This window comes from Marinilabilia salmonicolor (genome assembly GCF_003003035.1).
GTDB classification, from domain to species: Bacteria; Bacteroidota; Bacteroidia; order Bacteroidales; family Marinilabiliaceae; genus Marinilabilia; species Marinilabilia salmonicolor_A.
The window spans coordinates 118641-134145 of record NZ_PVTS01000012.1; the positions used below are offsets into that span (position 1 = coordinate 118641).

General features: G+C 42.0%; 13 protein-coding genes. 9 read left to right on the forward strand and 4 right to left on the reverse strand.

Annotation, left to right across the window (positions count from 1 at the left end):
• Positions 1-67: 67 nt before the first annotated feature.
• The 8 genes from BY457_RS12980 (at position 68) to BY457_RS13015 (ending at position 8272) form a co-directional block, all read left to right on the forward strand.
• Entirely contained in the window at positions 68-1753 is a 1686-nt protein-coding gene (locus BY457_RS12980; RefSeq protein WP_106153750.1) for a tetratricopeptide repeat protein, read from the forward strand.
• A gap of 292 nt (positions 1754-2045) precedes the next feature.
• Positions 2046-2459, forward strand: coding sequence for a DUF3244 domain-containing protein (locus BY457_RS12985; protein ID WP_146130983.1), 414 nt, complete (start codon positions 2046-2048; stop codon positions 2457-2459).
• Positions 2460-2540: 81 nt separating this feature from the next.
• Entirely contained in the window at positions 2541-2957 is a 417-nt protein-coding gene (locus tag BY457_RS12990) for a hypothetical protein (protein ID WP_106153752.1), read from the forward strand.
• Positions 2958-3320: 363 nt separating this feature from the next.
• Complete coding sequence (locus tag BY457_RS12995) at positions 3321-3749, forward strand: RrF2 family transcriptional regulator (RefSeq protein WP_106153753.1); 429 nt, start codon at positions 3321-3323, stop codon at positions 3747-3749.
• 12 nt (positions 3750-3761) lie between these two features.
• Positions 3762-4682 carry a cysteine synthase A gene (cysK, locus tag BY457_RS13000; protein WP_106153754.1) on the forward strand — a complete coding sequence of 307 codons (921 nt, stop codon included), beginning with the start codon at positions 3762-3764 and terminating at the stop codon, positions 4680-4682.
• Between the two features lie 443 nt (positions 4683-5125).
• Positions 5126-6274, forward strand: coding sequence for a COG1470 family protein (locus tag BY457_RS13005; protein ID WP_106153755.1), 1149 nt, complete (start codon positions 5126-5128; stop codon positions 6272-6274).
• A gap of 3 nt (positions 6275-6277) precedes the next feature.
• Positions 6278-7234 carry an ABC transporter ATP-binding protein gene (locus BY457_RS13010; RefSeq protein WP_106153756.1) on the forward strand — a complete coding sequence of 319 codons (957 nt, stop codon included), beginning with the start codon at positions 6278-6280 and terminating at the stop codon, positions 7232-7234.
• Between the two features lie 12 nt (positions 7235-7246).
• Positions 7247-8272 carry an ABC transporter permease gene (locus BY457_RS13015; RefSeq protein ID WP_106153757.1) on the forward strand — a complete coding sequence of 342 codons (1026 nt, stop codon included), beginning with the start codon at positions 7247-7249 and terminating at the stop codon, positions 8270-8272.
• A gap of 75 nt (positions 8273-8347) precedes the next feature.
• On the opposite strand, the gene cobA is transcribed toward BY457_RS13015, so the two are convergent.
• The 4 genes from cobA to BY457_RS13035 all read right to left on the reverse strand — a co-directional run bounded on the left by cobA (position 8348) and on the right by BY457_RS13035 (position 13811).
• Positions 8348-9640, reverse strand: coding sequence for a uroporphyrinogen-III C-methyltransferase (gene cobA / locus BY457_RS13020; protein WP_106153758.1), 1293 nt, complete (start codon positions 9638-9640; stop codon positions 8348-8350).
• Between the two features lie 63 nt (positions 9641-9703).
• On the reverse strand, positions 9704-11401 hold the full coding sequence (gene cysI / locus BY457_RS13025) for an assimilatory sulfite reductase (NADPH) hemoprotein subunit (RefSeq protein ID WP_106153759.1): 1698 nt from the start codon (positions 11399-11401) through the stop codon (positions 9704-9706).
• A 37-nt stretch (positions 11402-11438) separates the two neighbouring features.
• Complete coding sequence (locus BY457_RS13030; RefSeq protein ID WP_106153760.1) at positions 11439-13226, reverse strand: assimilatory sulfite reductase (NADPH) flavoprotein subunit; 1788 nt, start codon at positions 13224-13226, stop codon at positions 11439-11441.
• Between the two features lie 126 nt (positions 13227-13352).
• On the reverse strand, positions 13353-13811 hold the full coding sequence (locus tag BY457_RS13035; RefSeq protein WP_106153761.1) for a precorrin-2 dehydrogenase/sirohydrochlorin ferrochelatase family protein: 459 nt from the start codon (positions 13809-13811) through the stop codon (positions 13353-13355).
• 667 nt (positions 13812-14478) lie between these two features.
• On the opposite strand from BY457_RS13035, the gene BY457_RS13040 reads away from it, so the two are divergent.
• A complete protein-coding gene (locus BY457_RS13040; RefSeq protein ID WP_106153762.1) occupies positions 14479-15330 on the forward strand; it encodes a LytR/AlgR family response regulator transcription factor in 852 nt (283 codons plus the stop codon).
• The last annotated feature ends 175 nt before the right edge of the window (positions 15331-15505 follow it).

Below are 15505 nucleotides of genomic sequence, written 5' to 3' on the forward strand. Positions count from 1 at the left end.
CTGATTACTTCACAATTTATCAGGTTGATCTGATTAGAATATGTTTGCATACAAAACAAACCGCCCGATGAAGTTTTGCTCCTTCTGTACTTTGCTTCTTGTGGTGACTTTTTGGAGTTGCCAGACCCCTTTTCAGAGGGAGGCGAAAAGGACTTTGGTTGCCATAGATAGTCTTATTTATGAGGATTATGAAGTGGCTAATGATTCTTTAAGAGATATTGATGTTTTCCAGCTGAATTTAAAAAACAGAGGATATTATTATTTACTAAGTACAATTCTAAAAAGCAGATTGGATGAAAGCTTTGTAAGCGATTCGGCAATTAGTGTTGCTGTAGAAAGCTTTCGGAGTCCTTTGCCAAATAATAATATTGCCAGAGCTCTTATTTACCAGGGGATTGTAAGGTATAAGATTCCCAATATTCCCGATTCACTTGTATTCACTTCTTTGAAGGAGGTAGAGCCAATGGTAGATGCATTCCCGGGGTTGCTTCGTCTTGAAGAAGAAACGAAACTTTGGTTTTTCCTTGGCATCCTGCATTATAATAACAATAATTTCCAACAGGCTGAAAAGTACCTGGATATGGCTTTACGTAAAGCAGAGCAAATGGAAGATGTATCTGCGGTTGTGATTACCTCTCTGGCCGTGTTTTGGAGATACATGTCTATTGGGAACAGAGAGAAGGCTAAAGGGGTGTTGGATAAACTTGAGAATGTGGAAGGGATTTCTTTTGAAGATCAGTATGACATCATCAATGCCCGGGCGGCTTTTTATTATTATTATAAAGATTATGAGAATGCCTTGAAGGAGTATAAAATCCTTGAGGAGCAGATGTCTGAAGTTAAGCTTAAGCCGCGGCTGTCTAATATCTATTATTCAATTTCCCGTATTTATTCAGGTTTAGGAAAAAGGGATTCAAGCTTGTATTATGCAAAAAAATCGGTAGAACATTTTCCTGATTCTTTAGGTGAATGGCAGGATTATTATCTGTTTGTCAATTTGGGGAGTGAAGCTTCTAAGGTTGGTGATTATGAGTTGGCTGCCGCGCAATATAAAGATGCGGTAGATTTTTTGGTGGATAAATCCGGCGAAAGAAGTGAAAAGAAAATCCTGGAACTGGAGAAACAATATGATCTGTCTGAGGCCAGGGTGGAGACATTAAGACAGAAACAGAAGTTTCAGCGATTTGCCTTTATTGCCGGGGCCGGCTTTGTTCTTCTGGTTTTTATTGTTTTAATTTATTTTCTTAACCTTCGGAAAAGTCGTGTGGAGTATGAAAATGAACGTTTGATGAGAATCTCTGCAGAAAAAGAGGTTGCCGGGAAGGTGCGTGAAGGTTTTCAGCGCCGTCATCTATTGCGTTTTTATCAGTTGATTACTCAGCGGGAGATGGTTGCTCAGCAGCGTTTTGATATGCTTTCTCAAAAATACATCCGGTCAGATTCCTCAGCCTATAAGGAGTTGCAGACCGAACTGAATGCATTGAAAGAGGAATTCTCGGGAATGATGTATGATTTGATGAACGATGATTTATTCTATTCTAATGTAGATGTTCCCTCAGGTTTTCCACTTAGCAATACGGAGAAAGTTGTTCTTTTTCTGCTAAAGTTTGAGATTCCTTCTGTGGAGATTGCCACGGTCCTGGGAATTACCAATAATAATTTAAGGGTTAGGAAATCTAACCTGAAAAAAAGGATTCTCGAAAACCTCTCTGACTATCCTTCTCTTAATAATTTGCTTGCATTGTTTAATTGATGACGCAAGATTAATATTAAAACGCTGAATTTATATAAATCTGAAACTTCTTGTTGGTGGTTGTTTTAACTTGCTGTTTGCTAGTTTGTTCAACTGTTCATCCCATTGTTTTTTAGCATACTCCCATTTATCCCACTATTGTTAATATTTGTCTGATATTTACTTGGTAGGCAGGTTATTGTATTGTTTAATACCATTAAATAAAATGAGTGGCCTTAAAAAGTGTTGATTACGTGCAGTTTATCCATTTACTTTGAATTGTGATTTATTGTTGCACTTTTATTTGATGACCATGTTACAAAGAAATTATTTTTTAATTATAGCATTTCTTCTGTCAATGATTTTTTCGGGGATTGCTTTTGCCGATAATGATAACGAAGAAGAGTCTGAGCCTGAGCCGGTTGATTTGTTTAAGGTGCGGGACACCACCCTGAAATCCTTTAGTATTCTTAAGAATCTTTCTTCTCTGGCATCTGTAGATGCTGAAATAAGAGGAGATGATTTGGTGTTATTTGTAAAGGATTATATTGGTGTTGTGGATGTTGATGTGACGGCTGTTTCAGGTTCCGGAAGTGTTGGTAAAGCACTTTATGTGCATGGTTCCGACTATTTCGTGATTGATCTGTCAACTCTTGCTGCCGGAGAATATGAAATCGAATTAAATGCGGGAACTGTAAAGTTCGTCGGACAGTTTTCCATTGACTGAATAAAACCCGCCCCCCCTGATGTTTAAGCCCTCGAAAGCCCCCTGTGCCCGCAGGGGGCTTTTACTAACAAATGATGTTTTATGAGTGTACTGCATGATCAAGTCGGTTTTTTGCCTGCAACAAAGGAGTGTTTGGCTTCGGTTGATTTCAATTGGAGGTCGGGAGCTGTGGTAGGTACGTTTAAAGGAAAAGTTACCGTTGATGACATTCTTTCCTTTTGGGATGATTTGATGAGAGGAGGGGATCTGCCTGCGGAGACCAAAGGGGTGTTGCTTGATTTCAGTAATGCCAAATTGAGCTTTAAAGCCTCAGCATATCTTCGGATTGTTGATTATTTTGTTGAGAATATTTCATTTGTCAGGCGGTTTAAAATTGGAGTTGTGGCAAATACTCCGCACAACATTGTAGTGTTGATGCTAATTGCCCGCGAAAACTATATGTATGAATTAAGGCCTTTTACCACCAAGCGTGCTTGCCTGGTTTGGATTAAAGGATAATCAGATTTAATAGGAATAGTAAAAACCCTTTGACCTTTATTTTATTCCCGTTCTACCCGTGTTCAAAACGCAGAATTATTTTTTTGTGTTATGAATGTAAAGCCCCGGATGCCATATTCACGGTATCCGGGGTTTTTTGTGTTTTGTAACTATATTCGGCCTATTGCCATTGTGTTTTCTTCTTTTTTGTACACTGTTGTCCGTCGGTTCAAAAATGGTGAAATCATCTCTGGTTTTTGCTTGATTTTATCATGCAGTCTAAAGTCATATAAAAAAAACATGTTTAAATAAACCATTGCAACTCTTTGTTGTTATAGGTATAAGAAATATATTTGCAAATAAAGCATATTAAAAAAAGATGTTATGAGGTTTTCTAAACGCGTGCAATATGGGCTTGTGTTCCTTTTGCAGTTGCATTACTCCTGGCCTGAACATCGTTCTGTAAAAGAACTTGCTGAATCAGATGATCTTCCCTCCAAATTTCTGGAAGGTATTGCTGCTGATTTTCGTAAGTTTTCTATTGTGAATGTAAAAAGAGGTGCTCAGGGGGGATATAGTCTTGCAAAGCCATTGAAAGAGATTACTTTTCTAGAAGTACTGCGATGTCTCGACCCTGAGTGGGAGAGACAAAATAAAAATAGCAGCCGGGAAAACAGAACATCCAGAAAGGAAGCTGTTTCTTCATTTCTGAATCAGACATCTGGTTCTGTTGACAGAGTTTTTGGAGAGATTTTTCTTGATGTTCTTCCGGCTTTAAATGTTCAGGATGAAGGATTGATGTATTACATATAAAAAAAGAATGTTATGACAAAAATTGCTCAAAATATGACGGAACTGATTGGTAATACCCCTCTTGTGAAAGTTAATAAACTAACCGGTGAGGCAGGAGCTGAGGTTGTTGCCAAGCTTGAATTTTATAACCCCGGTGGTTCTGTAAAAGACAGACCGGCATTGTCGATGATTGAGGCAGCAGAAAAGGAGGGGGTACTTGATGCAGAAACTATAATTGTGGAACCTACGAGTGGAAATACCGGGGTCGGACTTGCGCTTGTAGCCGCAGTAAGGGGGTATAAATTAATTTTGACTATGCCCGAAAGCATGAGCATCGAACGCCGAAAACTCCTTAAGAAATTTGGAGCCGAGTTGGTGCTTACACCTGCTCCGGATGGTATGAAAGGAGCCATTGCCAAGGCCAGGGAAATTGCCGATAAGTATGCGAAATCTTTCATCCCGCAGCAGTTCCAGAATAAAAATAATCCTGATGCTCATTACCGTACAACCGCTCAGGAGATTTTGGATGATACCGATGGTCAGGTGGACGTCTTTGTGGCAGGCGTCGGAACAGGAGGAACGATAACGGGTGTTGGTCATCATTTAAAAAAGAAACAACCGGGTGTGAAGATTGTCGCTGTTGAGCCCTCTGCTTCTCCTGTTCTGTCGGGTGGACAACCGGGCCCTCACAAAATTCAGGGGATTGGTGCCGGTTTTGTACCTGACATTCTGGATCAGGATGTCATTGATGAGGTGGTAACAGTAGATAATGAGGATGCCATCCATTTTAGCCATGAGGCTGCTCAAAAAGAGGGAATTCTTTGTGGTTATTCATCCGGTGCGGCATTGTGGGCAGCAGTAGAACTAGCAAAGAGACCCGATTTGAAAGGGAAGCGTATTGTGGTGCTTTTGCCTGATACCGGTGAACGCTACCTGAGTACGTTTGAAATTTAGTGTTTTATCATTTTCCGAAGGAAAACCGCTCCCGACTATTAAGGGGCGGTTTTTTTTAGTGCCTGTTGGCACATTTTTTGTTAACCACAAAACAATGTGTATAAGTTTTAAATGATGTAAAGATGGCATTGAAAGTACTTGACTGTAACTGGTTTTGGGTGTTTTGTTGTTTTTATGTTTTGTTTCCTTCTTTTTCCGGAATTTTGACTCTTATGGTTACTTCCGGGCTCTGATTTTATTCCAATTCTTTTTTGCTTAAGAAAATAACACAATCCGTCAGCTTTGTGAATGCGAACCATTGGTTGTAAGTCCGATGGTCAGTGATTTAGTGCGTTCTTTTGATTGACAATCTTCCTGATTAATAAATATTTTCCGGTTCGGATTTCTGAATCCGATCCTGAGTGTTTTTATTCGTTGTCGAACTTTTAAAAAATGAATTGTTCATGAAAAATCGAATTGTACTTTTTTCAAAGTGGTTTGCAGTTTTGTTTTTTATTTTGGGTGCTTCCGCTTCCATGAGAGCAGACAATGGTATAATGCTCTATACCCCATACACCAGTGTTTCCGTTCCACCGGGTGAAACGATTGAATACTCTGTAGATGTCAAAAATACCGGCACTGTTGTCCGTAATGTGGATGTTTATGTGTCGGGTCTTAAAAAAGGCTGGGAAACTACCCTGAAGGCCGGGGGATATAAGATTCGTCAGATATCTGTATTGCCGGGCGAGACAAAAACAATGAAACTTACAGTGAATGTGCCAATGAAGGTAGATAAAGGAGGTCATTGGTTCAGGGTGGTAGCCAGAGGCTTTGCAACCCTTCCTTTGATGGTGGATGTTTCGGAACAGGGAACTTACAAAACAACCTTTACCAGTGATCAGATGAATATTGAGGGACATTCGGATGCCAATTTTTCCTTCCGGACCGAACTGAAAAACAGTACTGGAGAAGCTCAGGCGTATTCTTTGCTTTCTTCCGCTCCCCGTGGGTGGAAGGTCGTGTTTAAACCCAATTACAAGCAGGCTACAGCTGTAGAGGTTGCAGCTAATGCGACTACCAATATTACCGTCGATATTGAACCCCCTTACAACGTTAAGTCTGGAACCTATCAGATCCCTGTTCGTGCAGTAAATAAGAGCTCATCAGCTGAACTTAATCTTGAAGTGGTTATTTCCGGAAATTTCGATATGGAGCTCTCAACTCCTGACGGACGTTTGAATGCGGATATTACGGCAGGTCAGAAGGAAGAGCTGGAACTGGTGGTGAAGAATACCGGTTCCGAAACCCTGGAAAATGTGACGATGAGTTCAGGAAAGCCCAAAGGATGGAGTGTTTCTTTTGATCCGGATACCATTCCGCATATCGAAGCCGGTAAGGAAGCTCTTGTGAAGGCGGTTGTTGCCACTGCCGACAAAGCCATTCCGGGAGACTATGTGGTGAGATTGTCGTCAAAAACTTTGGAAACCAAGTCAGATGCTAGTTTCAGAGTTTCTGTAAAGACCCCTCTGTTGTGGGGATGGCTGGGGATTTTGATTATTCTGCTTACGCTGGGTGTTATTTTGTATCTGTTTCGAAAATATGGAAGGAGGTAATAAATGGAGCATATCATCGAAATAGAAGGACTTACCAGAAAATATGATGATTTTTTTGCTGTTGATCATCTGGATTTGAAAATCGGAAAAGGCGAAGTATTTGGTCTTTTGGGGCCTAACGGGGCCGGGAAATCTACTACCATATTGATGATGCTTGGTCTCACAGAGCCCACTTCCGGAAATGTAAGGGTTTGCGGTCTTGATCCCGTTCATCAGCCTATTGAGGTAAAGAGAAAGGTTGGTTATCTGCCCGAAGATGTGGGGTTTTATGATGACTTATCGGGACTTGAAAACCTGACTTATACCGGTCAGTTAAATGGTTTGAGCAGAATGGAGGCAGAAGAGAAGGCTCTTGGCCTGTTGGCTCGTGTTGGCCTGAAAGAGGAAAAGGATAAAAAAGCCGGTAAGTATTCTCGCGGAATGCGTCAGCGATTGGGGGTGGCCGATGTTTTAATGAAAAATCCGGAGGTAATTATTTTGGATGAACCGACGCTGGGAATAGACCCAACAGGTGTAAAAGCCTTCCTGCAACTGATAACCGATCTTAGTCGAAAGGAGGGAATTACTGTGTTGTTCTCGTCTCATCATCTTTATCAGGTTCAGCAGGTGTGCGATCGGGTAGGGATTTTTGTTTCCGGCCGGTTGTTGGCTTGTGGTGGTATTGATTCCCTTTCGGAGCAGTTGTTTGCAGATGAGTCGTTTATGATCGAAGGGGTGCTGGATGCAGGGGTGCGGACATCTTCTTTGAAAGAAGACCTGAAAAAGACAAAGCGGCAGTTACAGGATATTCCCGGTGTGGCAGAGGTGCGAATAGAGGAACATCGGTTCATGATCTCATCCAGCAAAAATGTAGCACCTGAGGTGGCCGCGATTATTGTGGGCGGAGGCCTCCATCTGAATAGCTTATCCAATAGGGAATATGGTCTCGATGAAATTTATACCCGCTATTTTCAGGAATAAAACAAGTACATCATGAAAGGAAACAGATTTTTGAAAATATTTAAGAATGCCAAAAAAAATGGAATCGCAGATGATGCTTTTGTGCATCAGAAATTGTCTCCTTTTTGGGTAATGGTTCGAAAGGAGATTGCGGATCATTTTCACAGTTGGCGTTCTCTAATACTGTTTGGGATTATCTTGCTCACCACGGTGGGGGCGCTGTATGCATCGCTCATTGATGCCCGGGAGGTTTTTTCAGCTAAATCGGATGGTTCCTTTTTCTTTTTGAAGTTATTTACCCAATCTGATGGTACTTTACCATCGTTTTTTGTTTTCATAAGTTTTCTGGGACCTTTGCTTGGCATTAGTCTGGGGTTTGATGCTGTTAACTCGGAGCAGAATAGAGGAACGCTGAGCCGTATTCTGGCACAGCCTGTTCCACGGGACTATCTGTTGAATGCCAAGTTTGTTGCCGGAGTGTTGGTTGTGGCTTTGATGTTTTTTTCGTTGAGTTTTCTGGTGATTGGTGCCGGATTGTTCGTGTTGGGCCATCCGCCAACTGCTGAAGAGTTTATGCGAATAATCGTTTATACTCTTTTTAGCGTGGTATATGTTGCTTTTTGGCTCAATCTGTCTGTGTTTTTTTCGGTCAAATTTCGACAGCCGGCCACCTCGGCATTGAGTGGTATTGCCGTTTGGCTGTTCTTTACCATCTTTTATCCCATGATTGTAAACCTAATCACCAAAGGTTTTGAGCCTTCGAAATTTGCACCGCCTCAAATGGTTTATTTTTATCAGAAAATAAAATTTGCGCTGGTGCAAGTGATGCCCAACGAGTTGTTCAGTGAAGTTACGTCCGCATTGCTGGTGCCTACAGTCCGGAGTGTCGGACCGCTTACCACAGAGCAGGTGAGTGGTGCTATACCGGGAGATCTTCCCCTGGGGCAGAGCCTGATGGTGGTTTGGCCTCAGATAACCGGTTTGCTGGCCCTGACGTTGCTTTGCTTTTTATTCGCTTATCTGGTCTTTATGCGAAGGGAAATCCGGTCAAGAGGATAATGAAATTTTACCTCCTGTCGTTACCGAGACGACAGGAGGTTTTTTGTATCTTATCATCAGTATTAATTTGAAATCTTACGAATGAAAGGTAGCTGTTGCATGTCGTTTTTCATCTAAAGTTCCGGCCAGATCCGGGATGTTTTTAATCGTTTCCCCAACGATAATCAGCAGAGGGGTGTCTTCCAGTAATTTCTCTCCGCAAAGCTGATCAAGCTGCGAGATTACTGCCCGCGAATTGGGATTGGAAATATTGCTCAGTAAGGCAACGGGAGTGGATTTGTTCCAACCCTCTTCTTGCAGTGCTTTCGATATTTCGCACTGGTATTTGGCTCCCATGTAAAACACAAGGGTGTCTGCTTTTGGAAATGGTCGCTGATTCATATCATGTCCCATCACGAAGGCGATGGAGGAGGAGATGTCTCTTTGCGTCAGCGGGATGCCAAACTGGGCTGATGCCGCAAAGGCACTGGTGATTCCCGGGATGACTTCCACATCAATGTGGTGGCTGTTCAGAAATTCCACTTCCTCTCCTCCGCGTCCGAAAACAAAGGGGTCTCCACCTTTCAGCCTGACTACCACTCGGCCTGTGAGTGCAGCTTTGAGCAATAATTCATTGATCTCTTCCTGTTTCTTGTAATGCTGACCACATCTTTTGCCAACAGGAATTTTCTCAGCAGAAAAGCGGTCAAGATAGGATACATCCAATAATGCATCGTGAAAAATAAAGTCGGCTTCTTCCAGGTATTGATTGGCTTTAAGGGTTAAAAATCCGGGATCTCCAGGACCGAAACCGGCAAGAATTACCTTCCCCTTTGGCTCAGGTATTGCCTGATGCAGCTTTGGAGAATGAATATTTCTGTCATATTTTTCAGGGGATGTATTTTTCAGGGAAATTTGTTCCTGTTTGATCTCAAGGTGGTTTTTTATCAGATTACGTATTTTGACCGACCTGGCCGGACTGTTTCCATTGGATCCTACGGCGACGGTGATATCGTCTTTTTTGTGAATGGCAGGCGACACAAAACCTCCTGATTTGGGCCGGTCAGCAACGTTGACCAGAATATTCCGTTCTTCACAATCGCGCCGAATGCCTTCATTGATTGTTCTGTCGTTGGTGCAGGCATACACCATGAAGGCACCTTGTAAATCTGCAGCCTCATATCTTTTTTTGTTAATGTTGATGTTTTTTATTGCCTGTAATTCAGGATTCACCTCTTTGCTAATGATTGTGATGGAGGCATTGAAGCGCTGAAGATTCTTTACTTTCTGAAGGGCTACACGCCCTGCGCCTATGATCAGGATTCTTTTCCCATTAATATTGATTGAAATGGGTAGAAATTCAGCATGAAGATTATTGGTGTTTTCCATGGGTTGCCTTTTTTAGGTTTGGACAGCTCCTGCCGGTTTATTGGTTAATTGAGGTTTGTTTTTCTAATGTCGAAAATCCTTACCCTGATTAGTCTCCGTGACATATTTCTGACGGATAACGAAATCGCCAAAAGACTCCTGTTTGACCCTGTTTTTGGAGAAATCTTCGATGATAGGTTCCAGCTCCGTCAGGATGTCCGTTTCGGTAAGTGTTTCTCTGTAAAGGGTGTTCAGGCGGTTTCCTGTATTGCTGCCACCCAGGTAGAGGTTGTAATGGCCGGGAGACTTTCCGATGAGTCCGATCTCGGCCAGGTACGGGCGCCCGCATCCATTGGGGCATCCGGTCATGCGTATCACAATCTCTTCTTTGATCAGGTTGTACTTATTTAAAATATCTTCAATTTTTGTAATCAGATCGGGCAGATATCGTTCGGCCTCGGCAAACGCCAGTCCGCAGGTGTTTAAAGCCACACAGGCGATAGAGTTCTGGCGTAATCCTGAAAGAGGCGTGGGCCACACTTTGTATTTTTTCAGTATTTGGGCCACTTTCTCTTTTTCTGTGGTGTTGGCAATAATCAGGTTTTGATTGCCGGTAAGAATAAATTGTGCATCATTCACTTCCCTGGCCAGCTCCCGCAATGCTGTTTTTAGAGCCACCTGCTCAGAATCTTTTATTCTACCTCCTTCAACGAAGAGGTTCAGACTCCATTTGCCATTGGTGCCCTGCTTCCAGCCATACCGGTCACCATTGCGGGTGAATTTGTAAGGTTTGGCCTCTTCCAGAGGAGATCCGAGCGCGTTATTGAGTTCTTTTCTGAACCAGTCGATTCCGTTGGTATCGATGGTGTATTTGAGCCGTGCCCGTTTTCGGTTTTCACGATTTCCATGCTCTTTTTGGATGAGGACAATTTTTTCGGCAACATCAATTACCTGGTTCGGTTTGCAGAATCCTATTACATCCCCAAGTCTTGGGTATGTTTCAGGTATTCCAAAGGTGGAACCCATTCCTCCGCCAGCTGCGACGTTGTAACCGATTAGCTTCCCTTTTTCTTCTATGGCAATGAAACCTAAATCTTGTGAGAATACATCCACATCATTGTATGGAGGAATGGCGATGCCAATTTTAAATTTTCGGGGCAAATAACGATCTCCGTATATGGGTTCTGTCTCCTCTTTGCTGGAAGAGACCAGTTTTTTATCGAGCCAGATTTCGTGATAGGCTCCTGTCTGCGGGGTCAGATGTCTGGATAAATCGCCGGCCAGTTTATATACCTGGGCATGTAGTGGAGATTCCGAAGGATTGGCATGTGACATTACATTCCTGTTGACATCACCACATGCTGCAATGGTATCCAGCAAGACTTCGTTGATGCCCTGAATGGTGGGTTTCAGGTTTCTCTTTATGACTCCGTGGAGCTGAAAAGCCTGACGGGTCGTTAGCTTAATGGTGCCGTTGGCATGACTGTCGGACAGTCGATCCATCTGTAACCATTGGCTGGCTGTGGCAATTCCCCCGGGCAGGCGCACCCTGATGAGAAAAGAGAAGGCCGGTTCCAGTTTCTGATGTTTTCGCTCTTTGGCGACATCGCGGTCGTGCTGCTGATAAATTCCATGAAATTTGGAGATTTGTGTGTCAGAAGGGGCAATGGCTCCGGTTACCGGATCTTCCAGGCTTTCTTTGAGTGTGCCACGAAGGTAATTGCTGTCATTTTTTATTTTTTCCACTTCCGAAAGTGTGGTCCAGTCTATTTGATTGCTCATGTCTTCGATGTTTTATTGGTGAAAGTATTGTTGCTGATTAATACACATCAGATTGGAATCTTCGCTCTTTCTTTAGTTTTTTGAGGTATCCCTTGGCTCTTTCGGGAGTCATTCCCCCTTGCTTTTCGATGATGGACAGAAGCGTTGCCTCCACATCTTTTGCCATTTTCTTCATGTCGCCACACAGGTAAAAGACGCCATCGTTTTCCAGCCATTTAAAAATCTTCTTTTGTTGCTTTTGGAGCTTGTGTTGAACATAGATTTTTTCTTTTTGGTCGCGTGAAAATGCCAAATCTATTTTACCGAGGTATCCCTCTTTCAAATATTTCTGCCATTCGGTTTGGTATAGAAAATCAGACGAGAATCGACGCTCTCCGAAGAATAGCCATGTCTTGCCTTTATGTCCTGTGGCCTCGCGTTGTTGGATAAATGCCCGGTAGGGGGCGATACCGGTTCCGGCACCCACCATAATGATGGGGCTTCCATTGGCCGGAAGTCTAAAGTTTGGATTTTTTTCGATGTAGATCAGTATTTGATCGTCCACTTCTTTGTGTTCGGCAAGGTGACCTGAGCAAGCCCCCAGACGTTGTCGTCCTTTATTTTCGTAGAGAACTTTAGATACCGTGATGTGCACTTCTTCTCCTACAGCTTCCTGGCTTGAAGAGATACTGTAAAGTCTGGGAGGCAGGGGACGCAGGATTTTAAGGAAATCAACCGCAGTGATTTTTGACGGAAATTCATTTAACAAATCGAGGACATCGTGACCATAGAGGTAGGTTTCCAGTTTCTGGTCGTCTTTTATGAGCTTCTTTACCTCCTTGTGATTGGTTTTTTCTGCATATTTTTCAATCAGATCTCTGGTTAGAATGGTGATTTCGTAGTGGTGCAACAGTGCCTCACGAAAGGAGATTTTTCCGGCATGGGTGTCGAGTGACTCCGAGCCATCATCTTTGAGCGTTGAAAGTATCTCATCAACAAGAGTGCCAGGATTCTGTGCGATTACCCCGAGTGAATCACCTGGTTCGTATTTGATCCCTGAGTTTTCCAGGGATATTTCCAGGTGATAGACCTCTTTGTCAGATTCACGCCCGGTGATGCGAACCTTGTCCAGGATGGTTGCTTCATAAGGATTTTTCCTTGAATAGGTAATGGTTTCATTTCCGGTTGATTTGTCCTGGCTCGTGGTGGGCAATTCTTCAACCGGTTCACTTTTCAGATTGTTGAATACCTCCTGTTTCCACTGATCTGCATCCGGCTGGTAATCCACATCACACTTCACCAGTCCGGCAATTTCGCTGGCTCCTGCTTTAAGTAGGGCTTGTTGGATATCTATCCCGGTTTGGCAAAAATGTTTATAGGATTTATCCCCCAGCGCAAGAACAGAAAAATTTAATCCTGTTAGTTTGGGGGCTCGTTTCCCGGTGACAAACTCATGAAAATCATCTGCCATCACCGGCGGTTCGCCTTCTCCGTGGGTGCTGACAATGATGAGCAGGTTTTTTTCATTCTTCAGGTTTCGCGGTTTGTATTGATCCATTGCCAACAGAGTGCTTTCAAAATTTTTTGTTGTGGCTTCAGAGTGGATCTCGTTGGCTATTTTTTCGCTGCGTCCCGTGTGTGTCCCGTAAAGTATGGTCAGGGGTGTTGCTGTTCTTCTCTCAACTGTAGCCGGAGAAGTTTCGGGATCAGCGGAAGCAAATGTGCTTGCCGAAAAGCCCTGGATATAGCCATTGAGCCAGATGGCTTGTTCTTTTGTCAGGTTAGTCGTTAAGTTCTGGAGCGACTTTAACTGAGCTCCGTTTAGAGGTGATAATTGATTACTCATTGCGATTTGATGTAATTAGTTGGTTAATGAGGTTTTACTTTTTTTGATTTCGGTGACAGGTTAACAAAGTGGTGCTTCAATGCCGATAACTGAACTTTATACTCCTGGGTGACTTGTGTTCAGGACTTAATTGTTAGCTGTTGACTCAAAATAATTTCTTATGATGTTTCTCGTTTCTATGGATGCATAAACATCCCTGGCATTGGAGCTCACGGCAATTCTCAGATGGTTTTTCTGGTAAATGGCCGGCGAAACAAACTGGCAAAGCTCCGGTTGATCGTGAATATTTACCAACACACCAGCTTCTTTGCCATCACGCGCTATTTGCTGATCCAGTTCAGGGTTATTGGTGCAGGAGTAGAACATCAGATAGCCCTTCAAATCGCTTTTTTCATAGGGCTTAATGCGATAGGGGACATCACTCTTTCTTAAATCATCGCATATCTCTAATGCAATGACTTCAACTTCCGCATCAAATCGTTTCAGAATCTGGATTTTTTTCCATGCCGACTGTCCTCCTCCTATTATGAGGATTTTCTCTCCGGTGATGTTGATGGCTATTGGCAGGTAATTTTTTTGTTTCATAGTTCCGGGGGTTGATAGTTATTGAAAAATCCATAAAAAAAGCCCTTCCACGTTATGCAGAAGGGCTTTCATTTTAGATTTAATATCCTGATTCAATTATGAAATTTTACCTTTCTGCAATACATAATGATGACACATACACATCATGGTACATGTCATTTCCATCATCATATTTGCAGAAAATATAGGTTGCATTTTGATTGGTTTTTCGTTGTTTCGGATTCAAATATAGGGGACTATTTTTTAAAATGAAATAAAATCGGATAAAAGTTTCCGAAATTATTTTTCATCTTGCGCTTAAGGGTCATTAAATCAGTGGTTTGTGTGGTTTGTAAAATTAAACATTTAAAAACTGTATGAAATGGTTTGTGTTTCATTTGTTTGTAAAGTCTTATTTTAAATGGGGTTTAAAGAGTTTTGTGTATTTGTTTTTCGGCAAAGCATATAAAATTGGAGGGTTTTTATTTCTCGTGAATTAAGTTTCATTAAATTAAGGTGTTGTGTTTTGTTTGTAAGATCATTGTTCGAAGATCTTCCCAGGTTTTCTATAGCTGAATTGAGGGGTATTGAGCCAGAAAAACGGGGGTTGAAAAGACATCTTTGCTTCAGCAGATTTGCCGAAAATTAGATACTTTTGTAAAGCATAAGAATATGACCTGCTAATTCCATGAAGAAAAATACATTTACGCATTTGTTCCCCCAAAACTATATCATTGCATACCCCGTGCGCGGAAGTTTGATCCTATTCTTGTTTAGTCTTTTGTTTACTGTTTTTTATCAGCCATTAAATACACATGAAGGAGAATTCCTGAATTTCGAATTAACGATGTTGATTTATTCAGGAGGAACTTCGCTTGCAGCATTGGGGGGGATTTATTTGCTTAGAATGGTTCCCTTTTTTAGAATTGACAGGCGTTGGACCTTCGGCCGGGAATTGCTTGCAGTTTTATTGTTGATGCTTTTGATGGGATGTGCCGTTTTTTTGCTGGCTTTTATTGTGGAGCCTCCGTCAATCACTTCAAGATGGAATTGGGCAACATTTTTTGATTCCATTGTCAGGACTTTTTTTATTGTCATTCTTCCATTTGTTTATTTTACTTCATTCAATCTTAAGGTATTTTTTAGGAGTGGGGATTTTACTCAAAAAGGGCTTACTGATGATGATTTTGAGAAGGGGAAAAAGGTTATTATTTCCTCTCAGTTAAAGAAGGAGTCATTGGAATTCTCCGAAGATGAATTTCTTTATGCGATGTCGGATGGAAATTATGTCATTTTCTACTTGTTTCGACAGGGAGAATTAAAGAAAATACCTATTCGTAACTCCATTTCACAGATCGAAAAGCAGCTTGAGTCATTTCCTGCTTTTGTAAGGTGTCATAGGGCTTATATTGTTAACGTGGACCAGGTTCAGAAGAAAAAAGGAAACAGTTTGGGCTACCGGCTTCATTTGTCTCATATTTCCGGAGAAGTGCCTGTGTCTCGTTCCAGAATTTATGATTTTGATCGCCGCTTCTGTTGATTTGGGGTCTTGTTCTTTATCACAAAAACTTGTTGCTGATCACAAAGGAGGAGTCTTCCTTATCATTTTATCACAAAACTTTTCTGTATATCCCAGTTTTTTTGGGCTTTCTGTATCCTTTATTCTCTTTGCATCAACGTCATGACGAAAGAGGGAGATCCTGAGTTTAAATAAA

Excerpts from the sequence above, each read along its gene's own strand:
- BY457_RS12980 (WP_106153750.1), top strand. The coding sequence starts at position 68 with ATGAAGTTTTGCTCCTTCTGTACTTTGCTTCTTGTGGTGACTTTTTGG.
- BY457_RS12985 (WP_146130983.1), top strand. The coding sequence starts at position 2,046 with ATGTTACAAAGAAATTATTTTTTAATTATAGCATTTCTTCTGTCAATG.
- BY457_RS12990 (WP_106153752.1), top strand. The coding sequence starts at position 2,541 with ATGAGTGTACTGCATGATCAAGTCGGTTTTTTGCCTGCAACAAAGGAG.
- BY457_RS12995 (WP_106153753.1), top strand. The coding sequence starts at position 3,321 with ATGAGGTTTTCTAAACGCGTGCAATATGGGCTTGTGTTCCTTTTGCAG.
- cysK (WP_106153754.1), top strand. The coding sequence starts at position 3,762 with ATGACAAAAATTGCTCAAAATATGACGGAACTGATTGGTAATACCCCT.
- BY457_RS13005 (WP_106153755.1), top strand. The coding sequence starts at position 5,126 with ATGAAAAATCGAATTGTACTTTTTTCAAAGTGGTTTGCAGTTTTGTTT.
- BY457_RS13010 (WP_106153756.1), top strand. The coding sequence starts at position 6,278 with ATGGAGCATATCATCGAAATAGAAGGACTTACCAGAAAATATGATGAT.
- BY457_RS13015 (WP_106153757.1), top strand. The coding sequence starts at position 7,247 with ATGAAAGGAAACAGATTTTTGAAAATATTTAAGAATGCCAAAAAAAAT.
- cobA (WP_106153758.1), bottom strand. The coding sequence starts at position 9,640 with ATGGAAAACACCAATAATCTTCATGCTGAATTTCTACCCATTTCAATC.
- cysI (WP_106153759.1), bottom strand. The coding sequence starts at position 11,401 with ATGAGCAATCAAATAGACTGGACCACACTTTCGGAAGTGGAAAAAATA.
- BY457_RS13030 (WP_106153760.1), bottom strand. The coding sequence starts at position 13,226 with ATGAGTAATCAATTATCACCTCTAAACGGAGCTCAGTTAAAGTCGCTC.
- BY457_RS13035 (WP_106153761.1), bottom strand. The coding sequence starts at position 13,811 with ATGAAACAAAAAAATTACCTGCCAATAGCCATCAACATCACCGGAGAG.
- BY457_RS13040 (WP_106153762.1), top strand. The coding sequence starts at position 14,479 with ATGAAGAAAAATACATTTACGCATTTGTTCCCCCAAAACTATATCATT.